Below are 19,485 nucleotides of genomic sequence, written 5' to 3'. Positions count from 1 at the left end.
ATCAGTTGCCTCCTCCCACGATTCTCATGAAGATCTCCTCAAGGTCAGTCATCTGATAGGTTTCACGCAACGAGGGAACGGTCCCTTCAAAGCACGATTTTCCATTATGCAGGATCACCACGCGATTACACAGCTTCTCCACTTCACCTAGATTGTGGCTGGAGAAGAGAATGGTTTTGTCCTCGGCACGCAGGCTGGTAATCAGCTGATGAAACACGTGGGCAGCCGTCACATCAAGCCCCGTCGTCGGTTCATCCAGTAAAATAACCTGTGGATCATACACTAACGCGCGAGCAATCGCCACCTTCTGCTTCATTCCCCGGGAAAAGGCGGCAACCCGCCGTTCCAGAAACTCCTCCATCCCGAGCGTTTCACTCAGATGTTGGATTCGCTTGGCTACCTCTGCTCTGTCCAACCCATAGAGTCGGCCAAAGTATTCAATATTCTCGCGAGCCGTCAGTCTGGCGTACAATCCCACATCACCGCCGAACAAGAGCCCGATCTGATTGCGTACCTGCATGGAGTCTTTTCGTACAGAGTAGCCGTTCACATAAATTTCACCCTCTGTTGGCTTAAGCAGAGTGGCCATCATCCGCATCGTTGTGGTCTTACCGGCTCCGTTCTCACCAAGTAAGCCTACTACTTCGCCGGGTCGCACCTGAAAGGATAACCGATCTACGCCCGTAAAATTTCCAAACCGTTTGGTAACAGATTGCAGTTCAATCATGTCGAACCTCCTTGCCTATCATCCAATCTAGGTATGCCCCGCAAGAGCAAAAAACCCTCCCAACCGAAGCAAATGCTATGGCTGAGCGGGTTTTGGGATTACACCGTTTTGAGATGGAGCTTGTTTAGTTCACGATCAATGCCAGCCTGCAGCCAGCGGGATACATTGGCGTGCGGCAAATAAGTTTTACCGTTGTAGAGATAAGACAAGCCTTCAAGAGCAGAAGGGATTACTTTGTCAGTAAAGTATCCTTCACTTAAAAACAGCGGAATGACAATCGTCCGATTCTTGCTTGAAACAGCTTCGGCACGTCTGCGCAAATTGTTTGGATGCAAAGTCCCGTAGGTTGCCCCTTTGAATCCACATCGTTCACGCAAGTTGGTGGTGAGTCTTTGCAGTACCTTTTCCCAACTTGCATGGTATTTGCCTTCGTCCGCCCCGTGTCCTACCAGTAACAGCACTTCTTCACGCGGGTCAATGGATAGCTCACGAATCCGCTCTTCCAAAATATCCACGATCAGCGGGTGGTCATCCATTGGCGCGCAATAAACGATCTTGGCTTGAGTCTGTATGGGTTCTATAAGTTCATCCGTGTGCACTTGATCAGGAGGGATCACCCCGAGCATCATCCCGATCTCATCTATGTGCATGCTTCCTGACGCCACAAACAGCGGAATGGCAATGATGCGTTCCACACCTTGGCTCTCCAGTGCCCGAATGCCATCTTCAATCAGACGCCCCTCCACAATCTCCAAAAAGCAGGGGACGATTGGCACATCTGCTCGCAACATCCGAACAGCTTCATCCACCATGTGGACCCAATAGGATTTGCTTGAACCATGTCCGATGATCAAAATCCCGGTTCTTTCCATGCTTGTTCCTCGTTTCGTGTCAGCTTTAAGTATTCTTATTTTATAATAATGACAATCGATTATCCAATCACAAAATGTAAGAAAAGATCTTTTCCTTCCTACGTTCCCTGCGCTGGGTTTCGCTTAAAATGAGCGTCGAGTGACGAAGTCTTTTCTTGGTGAGCTTACGCGAATGGAGGAAATGTTTAATCACTTTACCTCTGTAAAGCAATTAAACATTTCTAAATAATAAAAAGCCCCTGACATCGCACATAGATCGACACCAAAGGCTTAGGAACTAATGCATTAAGATACAAGTGTAACGTTGGAATACTTCTCTTGGAACTTGGCTAATGAGAAACCTTCGAACAAAGGAAGGAAATCCTTTTCGTCATTGAAGTAGTGACGGCTTTCTTTTGCGTTCGGGAACTTTTCCAGGAAGAGCAGCCCCGCTAATTTGTTGACTGGAACGCCCTCTTTTTCTTGATCGTACATGCCTTTTTCGGCAAGTACAGTGGCAAAATAGCGGACATACGTTACAGTAAGTGTCTTGGTATCTTTGCCTACCTGGTAGGTGACCGTCGAGTGGTCGAACGTATCAGATGGCGACCCACCCTTGCCTGCGGGAAGACTATCGCCTACGACTGAGAGTATTTTCATAAGAACAACGCCCCTTTAATACTATTTCCACTATCATTATAGGGCAGTTAGCCTTTTATCACAATTATAATTGGAATGACCGGTATAACTGACAATAGCCAGCAGTCGGGGAAATGGATTCGGGATATTTGGCGATGACCGTTATTACCGTCGTAAAAGCTTCGAGTGATCTAATGTGAAAAAGCGCCCCCGACTAAATTCGGAAGCGCCTCTTCATTAGCTAGTCCTGATGTGCTAGCAGATTTAAAGCTATACACTCTACGGCTCTACGGCTCTACAGCTTTTCAATCGCCTCAAGCAACAGCTTGTTTACCAATCCCGGGTTTGCTTTTCCTTTGGTTAGTTTCATCATTTGACCGACAAGGAACCCTACAGCCCGTTCGTTACCAGCGCGGTAGTCGTCGATTACTTGCGGATTCGCCGCCAATACTTCCTCTACCATACGTTTCAGTTCGCCTTCATCGCTGATTTGGACAAGGCCTTTTTCTTCAACGATTGTGGCTGGCTCTTTACCTGTTTCCACCATTTCCTTGAAGACGGTCTTCGCGATTTTAGTAGAGATTGTGCCCTTCTCGATCAGCTTCACCATCTCGCCTAGGCCTTGCGGTGTCAACTTCACTTCTTTCAACTCAAGCGCATTGGCATTCAAATAGCCAAACAGCTCACCCATCAACCAGTTGGCCACAAGCTTCGGATCAGCGCCCGTCGCAACGGCCTGGTCGAAGAAATCAGCGGATTCCTTGGAGTTGGTGATGACGCCAGCATCTACGCTGGACAATCCGTACTGCTCGATATAGCGCGCTTGGCGTGCATCCGGCAATTCCGGAATCGTTGCCTTCACATGCTCCATCCACGCATCGGAAATCTGCAAACTCACCAAATCCGGATCTGGGAAGTAACGATAGTCGTGGGCTTCTTCTTTGGAACGCATCACGATGGTTTTGCGTCCCGCATCATCCCAACGGCGTGTTTCTTGCGTAATTTTGCCGCCTGTAAGCACAACCTGGCGTTGACGCTCAACTTCGTACTCCAATCCCAATTGGACGTTGCGGAAGGAGTTCATGTTTTTCAGCTCGGTTTTGGTACCGAACTCTTCTTGACCGAACGGACGGATGGAGACGTTGGCATCGCAGCGAAGGGAGCCCTGCTCCATTTTCACATCGGATACTTCTGTGTATTGAAGGATCGCTTTAAGCTTCTCCAGATACGCTTTGGCTTCCTCAGGAGAGCGCAAATCCGCTTCTGACACGATCTCGACGAGCGGCACACCTACACGGTTGTAGTCAACCAGCGTTCCACCACCGTAATCGGAATGAGTCAGTTTACCCGCATCCTCTTCCAAGTGCAGACGGTTAATGCGGATGCGTTTTTTCTCGCCATTCACTTCAATATCAATCCAGCCGTTGATGCCGATCGGTTGGTCGTACTGAGAGATTTGGTACGCTTTTGGCGAGTCCGGGTAGAAATAGTTTTTTCGGTCAAACTTGGTTTCTTGGTTAATCTGGCAGTTCAAGGCAAGCGACGCCTTCATGGCAAACTCAACAGCCTGTTTGTTTAACACTGGCAAAACGCCGGGATGACCCAGGCAAATTGGGCATGTATGTGTATTCGGCGGTGCTCCGAATTCAGTAGGACATCCGCAGAAGATTTTACTGTTGGTGGATAGCTCGGCATGAACCTCCAAGCCAATTACTGTTTCGAACTTCGTCATGATTGTCCCCCCCTTACAATACCGGTTTTCTTGTATGGAAATTGGTCGCCTGCTCGTAGGCATGAGCTACGCGCAGAATGGTTGCTTCGTCAAACGCCTTGCCGACAATCTGCAATCCAATCGGCATTCCTTCCGAAGAGAAGCCGCATGGAACACTAATCGCTGGCAGGCCTGCCAAGTTAACAGGTACCGTACAAATATCCTCCAGATACATTTTCACCGGATCATCAGCGTTCTCTCCCAGTTTGAATGCGGTGGATGGAGTTGTCGGGTGAATAATCACGTCAAAGTTAGCAAATACGTCTTGGAAATCTTGAATGATCAAGGTGCGTACTTGCTGTGCCTTTTTATAGTAAGCGTCATAATATCCTGAGGAAAGCGCATAGGTTCCCAGCATAATACGGCGTTTCACTTCTGGTCCGAAGCCTTGGCTGCGGGTTTCTTTGTACAGCTGAATCAAATTCTCTTGATTATCCGCACGTACTCCATAACGGATCCCGTCAAAACGAGCCAGGTTGGACGACGCCTCAGAAGAAGCCAACAGATAGTAAGCAGGAACCGCATACTGAGTGTGTGGCATGGAGACTTCACTCCAGGTGGCACCCATGCTCTCCAACTGCTTCAACGCTGCGAGAACGGATTCGCGAATTTCCGGATCGATCCCTTCTCCTAACAACTCTTTAGGAACACCAATTCGAAGCCCCTTCACATCTCCTGTTAAAGCGGACAGATAATCTGGAACCTCCACATTGGCAGAAGTGGAATCCATCGCATCATGACCTGCAATAGCCTGTAACACAAAAGCCGAATCTTCCACGTTCTTGGTCAATGGCCCGATCTGATCGAGAGAAGAAGCAAACGCCACAAGGCCAAATCTGGAAACTCGTCCATAGGTAGGCTTCAATCCAACAACACCACAAAACGCCGCTGGCTGACGAATCGATCCACCTGTATCAGAGCCTAGCGTGAAGAAGAATTCTCCCGCTGCCATTGCCGCTGCTGAACCGCCGCTGGATCCACCTGGCACACAGTCAAGGTTCCATGGGTTGCGCGCAGGGAAAAAGCCGGAGTTCTCATTGGAACCACCCATCGCGAACTCGTCCATGTTCAATTTGGCGACAATCACGGCATCGGATGCTTTCAGCTTCTTCGTAACCGTAGAATCAAAAACAGGATCATAGTTGGCCAAAAGCTTGCTCGCACAAGTGGTGTTCATTCCTTTGGTCACGATGTTGTCTTTTAGACCTGTTGGAAGCCCAAAAAGCAAGCCAATCTCGTCGCCCCCTTTGGTCAGACGCTCGTCCAAAGCTTTGGCCTGCTCAAACGCTAATTCTTCGTTTACAGCCAGAACAGCTTTCACTTTGGAATCTACCTCATTCACTCGCTCAATGGATTCCTTCACGAGGTCGGTTACGGTTATTTCTTTATTTCGCAAACCACTATGTAGTTCAGACAGTCGTTTCTCTAATAATGACACGTCAGTTTCCTCCCTTCCTATCCACCTATCCTTTATTCAAATACCGCAGGAACCTTAAATTGCCCGTCTTCCTGATCAGCAGCGTTACGCAGTGCCTCCTCACGAGTAAGGGAAGGGCGTACAGCATCTTCACGCATGACATTCTTCACATCAGTCGCGTGGCTGGTTGGAGCAACTTGTGAAGTGTCCAACTCATTCAGTTTGGCCGCAAAATCCAGGATCGCATTCAAATCCTTGGTATATCGTTCGGTTTCTTCTTCTGTTAATTGCAGGCGCGCCAAGTTGGCTACATGTTCAACCTGCTCTCGAGTAATATCACTCATGTCTAGACACCCCCGTCTTCAAATCAAACCATAACATTGATGATACTTGAATAAAATGTGATTCGTCAATTTCCCAAGGCCTGAATATTCAGCAAAATAAAATTGACCTATAGCTTTTTTTCGCTTAGGCCAATTTTAAATGGAATTATTTGGATGAGCTTACTTGAACAGCCAGCTTCTGTCCCATTCGCAAAACAGATCCTTCGGCAATTCCTTGCGCCCATTCCACTTGATTTTTCTCAAACAGGAGAATAACGGTTGAGCCAAATTCAAACCAGCCCAATTCGTCTCCCTTATGAATAGCGGGTGATCCCTCGATTGTTTCTGTGATTTGTTTGCCGCCCGGGACATTGGTGGTGGCGCGATTATAGACAACTTTGACACTACCTACGAACAAAGCCCCAACCTTCACCACAGCTACGCAACCCATCTCCTGGTTATCGATAAACGTAATCAGCCTTTCGTTGCGAGCAAACAAATTCTCCACTTGTTCAACACCGATCTGATTAACCGGATAGAGTCGCCCTGGCAGATAGGAGTATTTCATCAGCTTTCCATCAATCGGCGCATGGATACGATGATAGTCACGCGGACTGAGGTATATCGTCATGAACGATCCACCGTGAAACTTATCGGAGAATTCCTGATCATGTCCCAATAGTTCCGCTACCCGATAGTCTTTTCCTTTTGCCTGAATCAATGTGCCTTCATGAATATCGCCCAGCTGTGAGATGGTTCCATCTACTGGGCTTACGATCACGCGTGGATCTGCTTCAATCGGGCGCGCTCCTGGTTTTAATCGCCGAATGAAGAATTCCTTCAGCGATTTGAATTCACCTACAGGCCTCTCTACGTCGGACAGGTCGATATTGTACATGCGGATGTAATGGCGAATCGCTAGACGGCTGAATCGGGAAGCCATGATCTTTCCCATTGTCCGAGACATCGAATTCTGTGGAAGCCGATGAATTAATCCGCCAATCAATCGTTTTTTCATAATGCAACTCCTTGTAATGCTTCTTGGTTTATTTCAATGTTTTACGCAATGTGGTCGACAAATTATTCAAATGATGGATTTGTTCAGCAATTTGGGTAATCTTCTCACGTTGAGATTCGGCCGTCGCAAACACTTCTTCCAAACTCGCAACGGATTCTTCTGTAATCGAGGTGATATTGGACATTTCATCCGTCACTTCGCTTGAGCGACGTTTTACTTTATCCATACTGGTGCGAACATACTCAACGGCCTGCATGAACGATTCCATGCCCGTCTTCACTTTTTCCATGGATTGCGCCGTGTTGTTGGCGATCTCTTGACCTTTAAAGACAGAGGATTCCCCTTGTTGCATTTGTTTAACCGCGTTCTGACTCTCAAGTCGGAGCGATTCCAGAATCGTAGCGATCTCTTGGGTCGCACTTGCGCTTTGTTCCGCCAGCTTGCGAACTTCATCGGCTACAACGGCAAAGCCTTTTCCATGTTCCCCAGCACGAGCAGATTCAATCGCCGCATTCAAGGCCAACAGGTTGGTTTGGGTCGCAATCTGATTAATCGCGCTGACAATCGATTCAACCTTTTCGGTGCGCTCATTCAACTGATAAATCGTCGCGGACGCCACGCGAACCGTATCGACGATATGATTCATTTGATTAGACAGCTCCTCCATCATTTCGATACCAGTAGAAAGGCGACGGTTATTTTTCTCCGCTTCTTCCTTCATCGTAAAGGATTGTTCGTTAACCACCTTGATCTCGCTGTCGATGGACTGAATCTCTTCTTCGATTTTACAAGTGGAGTTGGCTTGCGATTCCATACCGGATGCCACTTCCTTGAAGGCGCTCATCATGTCGTCTGTGTTGCGTCGTGTAGCGTCAGCATTATCATTCACATGGCGGGAAGTCTCGTCAAGCGTCTCCGTTACATGTGTGACTTCATCAAGCACAATAGCGAGTTGCTTCTGCTTCTCTTCCGCATCCAGTCGCGCGTTGTGAGCTTGTCGCAGTGTAGCTTGCCCAGAAAGACAGAGGTAGACCAAACCAACACACATGAAAATGATCGCACCTGCACCCAGTAACACATCGGCTAATGTGCTTGAACCATCAAAAAGATCAATTAAGCCCCAATTGTATCCCAAGAAATAGGCGCCAAGATAGAGTGCTCCAGTCGTAACGATCAATTTCCAATCCAAATAGGCAGCCAAGATCCCTAAACTCATGAAAACAAGAAAACTGACTTCCGCGTATTCCGTCACATGATTAAAGGCAAGCGTATAGTAAACCAAACCTATCGCCACAAAGTAGCGAAGAGCGATACTATCATTCTTGATAAAATACCATGGAGAGACAATCAGAGTGACAAGTAAACCAAATGAAACAATACTCCAGTAAGAAACTCCTGAATGGAGCCAAACGAGGACAGATATCCATAAGTGATTCCATAACACAAAAATCATAAATCCATCTTTATTCGTAAGCGTGTTTCTGACCAAGTTCAATAATCCATTCAACATGAGCTTCCTCCCCTTGCTACTCGATCCATGTTCATATCTACTCTCCCATTTTTCGGATGGATAAAGTTCACACTTATTTTACATTACCACATCTAAGTGAACAGATGAAGTGAGTCTATTAATAAATAGCGAAGAATTTCCAGTAATTTTTCATGCAGTTATACCACATAGAGAAAAAGCCATAAAGAAACAGCCGAGAAAATGATACTGATGATATACAAAACAACTACCGTCTGCTTGGCTGTCAAGCCTTTGGACATCAATCGGTGATGCATGTGTCGTCGATCAGCCTGATACATCGGTTTCCCCGCTAACAAGCGACTAATCATCACCTGCAACGTATCCATAACGGGTACTCCCAGCGCAAGAATCGTGACGAATAATGAAATAAGCGTCGCTCCCTTCATCAGGCCTTCCAAGGAAACGATGGCTAGCGCATATCCAAGAAAGGTGGATCCAGCATCCCCCATGAATACCTGAGCGGGGTAAAAATTAAAGCGCAAAAATGCCAATGTCCCACCTACTATGACAATGGCAATCATTGCCGTAAGGGATTGTTGTTTCACAAACGAGATAAAAAACATCGTCGTTGCCGAAAGCGTCACCACTCCACCAGCCAGACCATCTGCTCCATCCAGGAAGTTCACCATGTTAATTAACCCGACGATCCATAGAACAGTGGCTACAAAAGATAACCAAACGGGAAATTCCACAATGTCCGCTTGATCCGCAAAAAGAGAGAGATTCATCCCCTGAAACCGAATATTCATTAAAAAAGCCATGACAGCCACCATGATCTGGACGATTAACTTGGGCGATACCGGAAATTCCATCTGATTCGCCTTGAACCAATCATCGACTGTTCCGATTCCAATAAGGAGTGCTCCTCCAACAATCAAAACCCAGATCAGTGGTTCATCTCTGGCAAATAGCAACAGGATAAATGCTATCCCAGTGAACATCGCGATTCCCCCGGATAGTGGCATCGGACGTCCATGGGCTTTTCGCCCCGTTGGCATGTCGAGCAAGCGAATCTTCCAAGCGAACCGTTTCGCTAGCGGAATGAGTAAATACACTAAAAAGAAGGAGGCTAATAACGCTAGAATATAGACGTACACGCTAACCACCACCCCAAAAGGAATTGATTTGTATTAGTTTGGGCTTTTGGGTGGGGATATAACCAGTGGAAAGAAAGACATAACCTCTCTAAATACGTTAAAAAGCCACCCTCTCCATAGAAGAAAGGGTGACTTGCGCATATGAAATCTGATTCAGATATTTTATCCGATTCAATAACCTTCTTACAGCAATTCAGAAACCAATTTCGCTTGCGTGAAGAGCAGCAAGTAGTCTGGTCCACCGGCTTTGGAGTCGGTACCGGACATGTTGAATCCGCCAAATGGATGTACGCCAACGAGTGCGCCTGTGCATTTACGGTTGAAGTACAGGTTACCTACGAAGAATTCGTTACGAGCTCTTTCAAGGTGTGCGCGGTTGCGGCTGTACACAGAACCAGTCAAACCGTATTCGGTGTTGTTTGCGATTTCCATTGCGTGATCGAAATCGTTCGCTTTGCAGAACGCAACAACTGGTCCAAAGATCTCTTCTTGCATGAGGCGAGCATCTTCAGCTACATCAGCAATAACAGTTGGTTGGATGAAGAAGCCTGTTTCTGGGCCTTTTTCGCCACCAGCCATCAATTTACCTTCGGATTTACCGATCTCGATGTATTCAAGGATTTTGTTGTATGCTTTAGCGTCAACAACTGGGCCTGTGTAGAACTCAGGGTTTACAACATCGCCAATTGTCAATTCTTTGGTCAATTCTACTACGCGGTTCAATACTTGGTCATACACGTCAGCATGAACGATCGCGCGAGAGCAAGCGGAACATTTTTGACCGGAGAAGCCGAAAGCGGACGCTACGATCGCTTGTGCGGCTGCTTCCAAATCGCAATCGTTGTCAACTACGATGGAATCTTTACCGCCCATCTCAGCAATGAGTCGTTTCATCCATTTTTGACCTTTGCGAGGTTTCGCAGCCAATTCGTTGATGCGAAGACCTACGTCACGGGAACCAGTGAAGCTGATGAAGCGAGTCATTGGGTGCTCTACCAAGTAGTCGCCCACTTCTCCGCCGCTTCCTGGCAAGAAGTTGACAACACCTGCAGGTACGCCAGCGTCTTCAAGAATTTCCATGAATTTGGCGGCGATAACTGGTGTAGTGGAAGCTGGTTTCAATACAACTGTGTTACCTGAAACGATCGCTGCCGTTGTCATACCTGCCATGATCGCCAATGGGAAGTTCCAAGGCGGGATAACGATACCCACACCAAGTCCAACATAGTACAATTCGTTGTCTTCAGTTGGAATACGAGTCAATGGTTGGCGCTCAGCCAGACGATCCATTTGACGGCCATAGTATTCCATGAAGTCGATCGCTTCTGCTGTATCCGCATCTGCTTCTGCCCAGCTTTTACCTGCTTCTTTTACCAGCCAAGCGGAGAATTCATGTTTGCGGCGGCGCATGATCGCAGCTGCTTTGTAGAGGTAACGGGAACGAGCTTGCGGATTGACATCCTTCCAAGTCTCGAATGCATTCAAAGCTGTTTGGATCGCTTTTTCAGCCAACGCTTGGTCAGCTTGAGAAACTACCCCAACTACTTGCTCTTTATTAGAAGGGTTAATGGAATTGATTTTCTTTTCGGTACGGATTCGTTCGCCGCCAATAATTATATCGTATTCACGGCCCATTTCGCTTTCTACTTTAGCAAGCTCTTTTTCGAAGGCTTGCTTGTTCTCAGGTAATTTAAAATTAGTAAATGGTTCATTCTTGAATTCTACTTGCACGAATGTCGCCTCCTCAATTCCTACTGCTTAACGTTTCTTACGTGGAATAGTTTAATGCAAGGATCATACCAACGCCTCCGAAACAATCTAATTCCAGTGTTGGCGCATGTTCGGCATTCCGTCCGATCCAATCAATCGATGCCGGCTCACAAAAATCAACAATTTGATGAAGAATGACCCCGTCTTCTGCAAAAATACTTGGCAGCCGCCAAAAAATTTGGCACAAAACCACTCTCTGAACAGTTGTGTGCAAGAAATGAATTCTTGCACACATTTACACACGTTTGTACAGTAGAAACATTTTAAACAAAGAAGGCTTTACACTTTTTTACTGACGGTATATGTGCATATATCCTTCCCCATTCGCCGGGCGTATATAGATGGCTAACGGTTTATTAACGGATTGAACGTACAGATTTACTTGAACTTTCTTGTCAAACAGCTGATCGATCAACGTGGCCGCATATTGTGTAAACTGGAGTACCTCCGTACGAGAATCATATTCTGCCGTTGCTGTGAGGTTCATCTCGATTAACTGTCCATCCATGAATCGACCAACACCTGTAAGCCCGATATATTCTCCAAAGAAGGATTGGGTTTGTTTCATCAGCTTATCGTATTGCAGTGAGATTTGCGGATAGGCTTTATACACATCATCACTTGGGAACAAGTAGTAGGCTTCGTCAATCGGTTGCCATTTGGAGACACTGCTTTCATTGGCATTGACGGTCCCCGTTAAAATAAAATGCCCTGGAACAAGCGTTGAGCTTTTGTCCGGTACCTGATAAAGCGCCACTACCATCGGAATTTGCGGAGCCAGAGTATGAACCTTAGTCACGATATGGGAAGCCAACTGCTCTCCCTTGGTTCTCAGTTCATCCGTTGAATACATCTTGTCCTGTCCTGACGCGTCTTTATAGCGAGGGGATAACGTCAGGCCAAGAACGATTCCTGAGAGCTTCTTACTGTTCTTATCCAAATAGTCATGTTCCAAAACATTAACCAGCAAGTTCCCTCCCTTTTCCGGATTTAATCCGGCCGGGTCCTCACTTGGAGACGAAAGCCATGCCTTCACTTGATTAGCGGGGATAACTTGTCCCTCTTGGAAATAGTAGTCATCTTCCTTATACGTCTCCCGCGCGATCTCCATCAGGCCAAGCTCCAGATGACTGAAATCAATCCGGTAACTCTTTAGTTTGCTTAACATTCCACGTGTCTTGTTCTCTTTATAAGGGAACAGACCCGAGTAGTAATTTTCATTGACGTCGACGGTAGAAGAAATCGAAGGAGTTGCCGGATTGGATGCATTATCTTTTCCTGGAATCAACGAGCAGGCAGAGGTGAAGACAGCCAACAAACAGGATAAGGCTGCCATAGCAATTCTAGAAGTACGTTTTTTCATTTACAAAAACTCCTTTATTTTTTGAAACGTGGTTCGTTCACGTAATCGGCTATTAATTGATAGCCAGATCCGAACACTTTGGCAAATTTCTGTTGCAGCTCTTTTGCCTCTTTCAGTTCAAGCGCTATATCCTGGCTGGTTGTCTTGGCAATGATCTTAATTTCTTTCTCTTCCAAATCGCATACAACATCTACAATATCGCTGGACAAAGCGCGATCAAACGCTCGCGCCATCAACAGCAACAGGCTTAATTTTTGGACCAAATCCTCGTCTTCTGGCTTGACGATTGTTTGGTAAGGAAGCACCCACTCACGAGTCTTCTTCTTATTTTTAAAGGAAGCGATCATGGCGACCAGCAGGCGCTCTCGATGATTCAATCCCGCCAGCTTGGAATGAAGAAGCACATAGAAGGTATGCTTCTGCCACTCGTAATAGCTGACCGCTACTCCCACATCATGCAGATGAGCAGCGATAAAGAGCAGTTGCCGCTCACTCTCCCCCATCTTGTGAATCGGCTTCAGATGATCAAACAGACGTTCGGAAAGGAAAGCCACGTGACGGGAATGTTCCATGTCTACATTGTAATATTGCATCGTGTTAGTGACGTCGGCCATCGTCACATCTTTACCGCTTTGAACTTCCCTCGGCCCAAAATAATGTTCGTAAAAAAGTCCTTCTCTTAACCCGTTGCCGCTAATGTACAAACTAGGGGCATGGCAGACTTCCATCAGCATCTGAATAATCAATCCGCCGGAAACAATAATATCCGCTCTATCCTTTGATAGACCGGGCAGGGATTGCAGCTCTTGTATGGTTAAGGTGGTAAGATGATTCATCGTCTCATCCACCTGCGCTTTTGTCATTTCATAATAATGGGCACTTTCTAATGGATAGTTGGTGAGATGGCGATGAACCTTCGCGATGTTCCGTACTGTTCCGCCAAGCCCGATCAGCGGAATACCCTTTGGAGTATTCATCCAATCGTACTGTTGGTAAACCTTGCGCAGGAACAGCTTGAGATCCCCTATCTTCTCCTTAAATTGTTCATGCAACGTGAGCGCGCCAAACGGCAAGCTAACAGCTCGCTTCAACTCCCGTTCTTCAAACAGGGTGACCTCCGAACTTCCCCCTCCAATATCCAGAGTAAAACCTGATGGAAGAGAAAATCCATTAATGACACCTAAAAATCCGTAGTAGCCTTCTTCTTGGCCGCTTAACACACGAAAGCGAAGCCCAGTTTCTCGCTCTACCTGATTGAGGAATTCTATCTGATTCTTTGCTTGTCGAACAGCCGCCGTTGTTATCGGAAAAATGGCCGTAACACCCCTTGACCGGCAAATTTTCATAAACCTTGTCAAAGTCGCCAGCGCCCGTTTGATGGCTGGTGGCTTCAGCGTTTGATCGGATCCCATATTTTCGCTTAAACGAACGGTTTCCTTGGTATCATCAATTAGATGGTAGACCTTTTCACTTACTTGAAACACAACCATGCGGATGGAGTTGGATCCCATATCAATGATGGCGATTTTGTTCAGCGTCGGCCACTCCTTTGCGCTAATTTCTATTCCCATTTCTCCCATTGGTTATCTTGCAGCAGATAAAGCGAGGCGGATTCTCCTACCGCAATCATTTGATGACCAATGGAACCAGATGCAAGCAGAATGACTTGTTCGGGGAGCTGTTTGCCTAATGACTCCCACTTGCCATCCGATTTCATCATAACACCCTGATCGGTCGCGAGATAGATTCGGTTATTGTCACGGTCGATTGAAAAAGAGTACATTTGCCGCGCGACAGGTGTGCCCTCTTGATTTAGATGACCATTCTCCTCAAAGAATAGCCCTTCTTGAGTCAGTATATAGAGCCGATTGCTATTTTTATCATAATCCATGGCAATCACTTCCGTGTTAACAGCAAGCCATTTTTTCCAATGCTCTCCGCTATCACTCGACTTGTAAATCCCTTCGTTTTCCACGTAAGCAAAGAGATTTACACCTTGGCCCGTGCTAAATCCAGCGATTGAACGAATGTCCAATGGAGTTGGAAGCCCTGTTGAAACATTCTTCCAGGTATTCCCTCCATCATGAGTAAGCTTACTCACCTGATTTCCCGCCACGTAAATCCAGTGTGGATTACTCGGCTCCACATAAATTCCTGTAATATCGCTTTTGGCCATTTCGGGCGAATACGCAGACCACAAGCCATCTTTTGCCGACCCATAAATGCCTGCATGGGTGCCCAATAAGATTCGCAGGTCTTGGGGGGAGACGTAGGCGAAATGAATTTGCTCCCCAGTTTGCAACACATCCTGATAGGTTAAATCACCAGGAATCTGTGCTGCTTGAACCGGTGAAGTATGTGAAATTTTTCTCTCCTCCTGGTTCTGCGGAGTACATCCTACCAAAAGAGCTGCCACCAGCCCCCCGATCATCCATACTTTTCTTGCGGTCTGTTTGTTCATCCCTAATCACCCTTCCCGTAATACCATGCTTACTTCTTACGGAGTTGTCGATTCGTTGATGAGTAATAAGAAGCTTGCTTCATCTATAACAGCAATTCCTAGTTTTTCAGCTTTCTCCAGCTTGGAGCCAGCTTTTTCGCCAGCAATCACCAAATCGGTTTTCTTACTCACACTGCTGGTTACTTTTCCCCCGAGCTGAGTGATTTTCTCTTCAGCTTCCTGACGGGAAAGCTGCTCAAGCGTTCCAGTGAGTACGACAGTCTTTCCTGCAAACGGCAAGCCTTCCGCGTTTTCGATACGAGTACCTTTGTACTCCAGATTGACTCCAGCTTGACGAATGCGCTCAATTAACGCATCCACCTGTGGCATCGAGAAATAAGCGATGATACTGTCCGCCATCTTAGGTCCGATCTCGTCAATAGCGGTTAAGTCTTCAGAGCTCGCTTCACGAATCCGATCCAGATGGCCAAAGTGCTCTGCCAATGTACGAGCCGCCTTGGAACCAACCAAGCGAATTCCCAAGCCAAAGAGAAGCTTCTCCACGGAATTCTGCTTGCTGGCCTCAATTGCTTCCAGCATGTTATCGACTGATTTGGCGCCCATCCGCTCTACTTGTAATAACTGATCTTTCTTCTCATGTAAATAGTAAAGATCTGCCACACTGTGGATCAGGCCAAGAGCAAAGAGCTGAGCGACTACTTTTTCGCCCAATCCGTCGATGTTCATGGCCTGCCTGGAGACGAAATGGCTCATGCCTTCGCGAATCTGCGCGGGACACTCCGGATTGATACAACGAAGCGCCACTTCTTCCTCTAAGCGTACCAATTCGCTGTTACACTCCGGGCAATGAGTCGGCATAACAAAAGGACGTTCATTACCCGTTCTGCGTTCAATGAGAACTTCTTCAATTTTTGGGATAATATCTCCCGCTTTTTTCACGACGACATGATCACCCAGCATCAGCCCTTTTTCACGGATAATGTCCTCATTATGCAGGGATGCTCGTTTTACGGTAGTCCCCGCCAGACTTACCGGTTTCAAGATGGCTGTTGGCGTCACGACACCCGTACGACCGACGCTAAGTTCAATATCCTCAAGAACAGTAATAGCTTCTTCCGCTGGGAACTTGTAAGCGATCGCCCAGCGAGGACTTTTAGCCGTGAAGCCCAGCTCCTGCTGCTGCGCGTAGCTGTCCACTTTGATCACCATTCCGTCTATCTCGTACGGAAGGTGAGGCCGCTTCTCGGTCCAGCCATTGACGAACTCAATAACCCCTTCAATATCGTCAAACAATCGCCACTCTGGATTGACGTTGAAGCCTAGCTCCTTCAGCGAAGTTAATCCTTCACTGTGAGAAGTGATCGCTTCTCCATTCCACTCGCCAATTCCATAAATAAACGTATCCAAAGAACGACTGGCAGCGATCTTGGGATCTAGCTGACGCAAGGAACCTGCAGCAGAGTTGCGCGGATTGGCAAACAAAGCTTCGCCGCGTTGCTCACGCTCTTTGTTCAACCGCTCAAAAGCTCGCTTGGGCATATACGCCTCGCCGCGCACTTCCAAACTGATTGGTTGCTTGAGACGAAGCGGGACCTGGTGGATGGTCTTGAGATTCTGGGTAATATCCTCCCCAACCTGCCCATCTCCACGAGTAGCCCCGGTTGTAAACAATCCGTCTTCATAGCGCAGGGAAACCGCAAGCCCGTCAATTTTGAGCTCGCAAACATAGCGAACCTGTTGATTTCCTACCCCTTGCCTCACACGACGGTCAAAATCGCGCAAATCATCCTCGCCAAACGCGTTGCCAAGGCTTAGCATCGGCGTACGATGTTCTACTTTTTCAAAGAACGGAAGGGGTGTTCCCCCCACGCGTTGCGTCGGGGAATCAGGGACGACAAGATCAGGAAACGCATCCTCGAGCCCTTGCAATTCACGCATCAATTGATCATACTCTTGATCGGAAATTTCCGGACGGTCTTCTATATGATACAGACGATTATGGCGATCAATTTGTTTCCTTAATTCTTCAATACGCGTCTCTGCGGTTACCCGATCCATTCCGTTCATCCTTTCTTTTCCTTACACCTTGGTGATTGGAGCAAATTTAGCCAACAGCTTCTTGATCCCTGTTGGGGAAGGGAAAGCGATATCGATCTCAAGATTATCGCCTGTGCCCTTGGCGCTCACGACTGTTCCAATGCCCCACTTGGCATGACTTACTTTATCTCCTGTTTTAAAGTCCACTCCTGCTGCTCCACCATGCATTGGGGTTTTGCCTGCTGCCGGTTGAATCGTAGCCGGACGAGCAAACGAAGCGGACGCGGGACGAGCATGGGACCCGTAGCTGAACTTCTCGGTACGAGCGCCAGAACTAGCGCCGTAGCTTGAGCCACCCCCCATACCTGGTCGACCCCAGCCGCCACCGCTGGATTCTCTTGAAACAAATCCATCCAGCAATTCTCCAGGGATTTCGTTAAAGAATCGGGAAGCCGCATTGGTATTCGTCCGACCAAACAAGGTTCTCATTCGCGCTCTCGTCAAGTAGAGTCTCTCTTCCGCGCGAGTGATCCCTACATAGGCTAGGCGACGTTCTTCCTCCATCTCGCTGTCGTCAAACAGCGCGCGGTTATGTGGAAAGACGCCCTCTTCCATCCCCACAAGGAACACCACAGGAAACTCCAGACCTTTGGCGCTATGCAGCGTCATTAAGGTCACTTGGCCCTCAGCCGGAACATCGTCTGCTTGCTCCTGATCTCCCAGCGTATCGATATCCGCAACCAAAGCTAGATCTGTCAAGAATGCCAGCAGCGTGCGGTCTTCACTTTTCTTCTCAAACTCCTGCGTAACGGACAGAAACTCCTCGATGTTCTCGAGTCTTGCTTCCGCTTCGAGAGACTTCTCTTCTTTCAACGCGTCACGGTAGCCCGTACGCTTCAGCACCTCTTCAACCAGCTCTGTTACGCTTAGGTAATCCGACATTTCGATCAAATTGGAGATCAACTCGCCGAATGCCCCAATCGCGTTGGTCGTACGCGACGGAAGCCCCATGTAACCTACTTCCTGAATCGCTTTAAACATCGTCATCCCATGAGCCGATGCGTACGCTTGAATCTTCTCAACGGTAGTGTCCCCGATACTTCGCTTGGGCACATTAATAATCCGAACCAAGCTAATGTCATCGTCCGGATTAGAGATCAATCGCAGGTAAGCGAGAATATCTTTAATCTCCTTGCGATCATAGAACTTCAAGCCGCCCACGATTGTGTAGGGAATGGTCGATTTAATCAGAACATCCTCCAATACCCGGGACTGCGCATTGGTTCGATAGAGAATGGCAAACTTGTCAAATCGTTTATAGGTAGCCAACTGTTGCTTAATCGTTTCGACGATAAAATATGCTTCATCATGCTCCGAATCTCCCTCGAAGGCATATATTTTATCCCCTCCTGGATTTTCGGTCCAGAGATTCTTCGGCTTGCGATTGACGTTTTTGGCAATCACCGCATTGGCCGCTTCGAGAATGGTTTTGGTCGAACGGTAGTTTTGCTCCAGCTTGATTGTGGTCGCTTCCGGATATTCCTTCTCAAAATTTAAAATGATCGATATATCGGCGCCACGCCATTTATAGATACTCTGATCCGCGTCCCCTACACAGCATACGTTGCGCCACTTGGCCGCCAACATGGATATGAGCAGATATTGCGCGCGGTTCGTATCCTGATACTCGTCCACGTGAATGTAACGGAACTTCTTCTGGTAATACTCCAGCACTTCCGGCACATCCTGAAATAGGCGAACGGTCGTCATAATCAGATCATCAAAATCAAGCGACTGATTCCGCTTCAGCTTTTTCTGATAGAGTTCATACACTTGAGAAACCGCTTTGGTAAACGGATCGCCTACCCGTTTCTCGTACATTTTGGGGTCTAACAGTTCATTCTTCGCGCCGCTGATCGCCGCAAGCACACTTCTTGGTTCATATTTTTTTGGATCGAGATTCAGTTCTTTTAAGCATTGCTTGATGACGTTCTGTTGATCGCCCGCATCAAGAATGGAGAAGCTTCGGCTAATGCCCATCCGATCAATATCCCTGCGCAAAATTCGCACGCACAAGGAGTGAAAAGTAGAAATCCAAATATCGTCAGCACCTTGGGAGACAATACGTCCGACACGCTCGCGCATTTCGCGTGCCGCTTTATTGGTAAAAGTAATCGCCAGTATGCTCCATGGCGCAGCATTCATCTCTTGTATCAAAAAGGCAATTCGCTGAGTCAATACGCGTGTTTTCCCACTGCCCGCTCCTGCCAAGATGAGAACAGGTCCGTCTGTTTTCACAACCGCTTCCCGTTGCTCCGGATTTAAGCCAAAAAGAATCTTTTCACGTGCTGACATAAAGTCTCATTGCCACCTTTCACATCAAAAAAGAAATCATACGTTCCTATTTTGGCACAGATTACCCCTGTATGCCAGTTTTTCTGACGAAAAGCAAAAAACGTAGTACAAGAAATTCTCGTACT

At 47.3% G+C, this 19,485-nt stretch carries 15 protein-coding genes; all 15 read right to left on the bottom strand.

All coding sequences use genetic code 11. The features are described 5' to 3' along the window. Position 1: 1 nt before the first annotated feature. The 15 genes from ACQCN2_RS17855 to pcrA all read right to left on the bottom strand — a co-directional run bounded on the left by ACQCN2_RS17855 (position 2) and on the right by pcrA (position 19,360). Positions 2 to 727: an ABC transporter ATP-binding protein gene (locus ACQCN2_RS17855; RefSeq protein WP_426930296.1), complete on the bottom strand. Its 726-nt coding sequence runs from the start codon at positions 725 to 727 to the stop codon at positions 2 to 4. 98 nt (positions 728 to 825) lie between these two features. Then, positions 826 to 1,599 carry a sirohydrochlorin chelatase gene (locus ACQCN2_RS17850; protein ID WP_426930295.1) on the bottom strand — a complete coding sequence of 258 codons (774 nt, stop codon included), beginning with the start codon at positions 1,597 to 1,599 and terminating at the stop codon, positions 826 to 828. 285 nt (positions 1,600 to 1,884) lie between these two features. Next, complete coding sequence (locus ACQCN2_RS17845) at positions 1,885 to 2,238, bottom strand: hypothetical protein (RefSeq protein ID WP_426930294.1); 354 nt, start codon at positions 2,236 to 2,238, stop codon at positions 1,885 to 1,887. 274 nt (positions 2,239 to 2,512) lie between these two features. Further along, positions 2,513 to 3,949, bottom strand: coding sequence for an Asp-tRNA(Asn)/Glu-tRNA(Gln) amidotransferase subunit GatB (gene gatB, locus ACQCN2_RS17840; protein WP_426930293.1), 1,437 nt, complete (start codon positions 3,947 to 3,949; stop codon positions 2,513 to 2,515). Between the two features lie 13 nt (positions 3,950 to 3,962). Next, positions 3,963 to 5,426, bottom strand: coding sequence for an Asp-tRNA(Asn)/Glu-tRNA(Gln) amidotransferase subunit GatA (gene gatA / locus ACQCN2_RS17835; RefSeq protein WP_426930292.1), 1,464 nt, complete (start codon positions 5,424 to 5,426; stop codon positions 3,963 to 3,965). A gap of 32 nt (positions 5,427 to 5,458) precedes the next feature. Next, complete coding sequence (gene gatC, locus ACQCN2_RS17830) at positions 5,459 to 5,749, bottom strand: Asp-tRNA(Asn)/Glu-tRNA(Gln) amidotransferase subunit GatC (RefSeq protein WP_426930291.1); 291 nt, start codon at positions 5,747 to 5,749, stop codon at positions 5,459 to 5,461. A gap of 145 nt (positions 5,750 to 5,894) precedes the next feature. Next, entirely contained in the window at positions 5,895 to 6,746 is an 852-nt protein-coding gene (asd, locus tag ACQCN2_RS17825) for an archaetidylserine decarboxylase (protein WP_426930290.1), read from the bottom strand. A gap of 28 nt (positions 6,747 to 6,774) precedes the next feature. After that, positions 6,775 to 8,256: a methyl-accepting chemotaxis protein gene (locus ACQCN2_RS17820; RefSeq protein ID WP_426930289.1), complete on the bottom strand. Its 1,482-nt coding sequence runs from the start codon at positions 8,254 to 8,256 to the stop codon at positions 6,775 to 6,777. Positions 8,257 to 8,414: 158 nt separating this feature from the next. Then, on the bottom strand, positions 8,415 to 9,374 hold the full coding sequence (locus ACQCN2_RS17815; RefSeq protein ID WP_426930288.1) for an MraY family glycosyltransferase: 960 nt from the start codon (positions 9,372 to 9,374) through the stop codon (positions 8,415 to 8,417). Between the two features lie 183 nt (positions 9,375 to 9,557). After that, on the bottom strand, positions 9,558 to 11,105 hold the full coding sequence (gene pruA, locus ACQCN2_RS17810) for an L-glutamate gamma-semialdehyde dehydrogenase (RefSeq protein ID WP_426930287.1): 1,548 nt from the start codon (positions 11,103 to 11,105) through the stop codon (positions 9,558 to 9,560). 328 nt (positions 11,106 to 11,433) lie between these two features. Then, a complete protein-coding gene (locus tag ACQCN2_RS17805; RefSeq protein ID WP_426930286.1) occupies positions 11,434 to 12,507 on the bottom strand; it encodes a CamS family sex pheromone protein in 1,074 nt (357 codons plus the stop codon). 14 nt (positions 12,508 to 12,521) lie between these two features. Further along, positions 12,522 to 14,078: a Ppx/GppA phosphatase family protein gene (locus ACQCN2_RS17800; protein ID WP_426930285.1), complete on the bottom strand. Its 1,557-nt coding sequence runs from the start codon at positions 14,076 to 14,078 to the stop codon at positions 12,522 to 12,524. Continuing rightward, positions 14,069 to 14,968 (bottom strand): WD40/YVTN/BNR-like repeat-containing protein, encoded by a 900-nt coding sequence (locus ACQCN2_RS17795; RefSeq protein WP_426930284.1) that lies wholly within the window; start codon positions 14,966 to 14,968, stop codon positions 14,069 to 14,071. The genes ACQCN2_RS17800 and ACQCN2_RS17795 overlap by 10 nt, the downstream gene beginning before the upstream one ends. A gap of 36 nt (positions 14,969 to 15,004) precedes the next feature. Further along, positions 15,005 to 17,026, bottom strand: coding sequence for an NAD-dependent DNA ligase LigA (gene ligA, locus ACQCN2_RS17790; RefSeq protein ID WP_426930486.1), 2,022 nt, complete (start codon positions 17,024 to 17,026; stop codon positions 15,005 to 15,007). A 21-nt stretch (positions 17,027 to 17,047) separates the two neighbouring features. Continuing rightward, the gene (gene pcrA / locus ACQCN2_RS17785) at positions 17,048 to 19,360 is read right to left on the bottom strand and encodes a DNA helicase PcrA (protein ID WP_426930283.1); all 2,313 of its coding nucleotides are present in this window, start codon (positions 19,358 to 19,360) and stop codon (positions 17,048 to 17,050) included. Positions 19,361 to 19,485 lie beyond the last annotated feature (125 nt).

The sequence above is a fragment of the Brevibacillus ginsengisoli genome (assembly GCF_050113715.1).
Classification (GTDB): Bacteria; Bacillota; Bacilli; order Brevibacillales; family Brevibacillaceae; genus Brevibacillus_H; species Brevibacillus_H ginsengisoli.
Note: the sequence above shows the minus strand (reverse complement) of the source record. Positions and strands in the feature narration are given on the sequence as shown.

What these genes read in the sequence shown, in the direction of transcription:
- ACQCN2_RS17795 (WP_426930284.1), bottom strand. Translation starts at nt 14,968, where the DNA reads ATGAACAAACAGACCGCAAGAAAAGTATGGATGATCGGGGGGCTGGTG.
- ACQCN2_RS17855 (WP_426930296.1), bottom strand. Translation starts at nt 727, where the DNA reads ATGATTGAACTGCAATCTGTTACCAAACGGTTTGGAAATTTTACGGGC.
- ACQCN2_RS17805 (WP_426930286.1), bottom strand. Translation starts at nt 12,507, where the DNA reads ATGAAAAAACGTACTTCTAGAATTGCTATGGCAGCCTTATCCTGTTTG.
- ACQCN2_RS17800 (WP_426930285.1), bottom strand. Translation starts at nt 14,078, where the DNA reads ATGGGAATAGAAATTAGCGCAAAGGAGTGGCCGACGCTGAACAAAATC.
- gatB (WP_426930293.1), bottom strand. Translation starts at nt 3,949, where the DNA reads ATGACGAAGTTCGAAACAGTAATTGGCTTGGAGGTTCATGCCGAGCTA.
- ligA (WP_426930486.1), bottom strand. Translation starts at nt 17,026, where the DNA reads ATGGATCGGGTAACCGCAGAGACGCGTATTGAAGAATTAAGGAAACAA.
- gatC (WP_426930291.1), bottom strand. Translation starts at nt 5,749, where the DNA reads ATGAGTGATATTACTCGAGAGCAGGTTGAACATGTAGCCAACTTGGCG.
- ACQCN2_RS17850 (WP_426930295.1), bottom strand. Translation starts at nt 1,599, where the DNA reads ATGGAAAGAACCGGGATTTTGATCATCGGACATGGTTCAAGCAAATCC.
- ACQCN2_RS17845 (WP_426930294.1), bottom strand. Translation starts at nt 2,238, where the DNA reads ATGAAAATACTCTCAGTCGTAGGCGATAGTCTTCCCGCAGGCAAGGGT.
- ACQCN2_RS17820 (WP_426930289.1), bottom strand. Translation starts at nt 8,256, where the DNA reads ATGTTGAATGGATTATTGAACTTGGTCAGAAACACGCTTACGAATAAA.
- asd (WP_426930290.1), bottom strand. Translation starts at nt 6,746, where the DNA reads ATGAAAAAACGATTGATTGGCGGATTAATTCATCGGCTTCCACAGAAT.
- pcrA (WP_426930283.1), bottom strand. Translation starts at nt 19,360, where the DNA reads ATGTCAGCACGTGAAAAGATTCTTTTTGGCTTAAATCCGGAGCAACGG.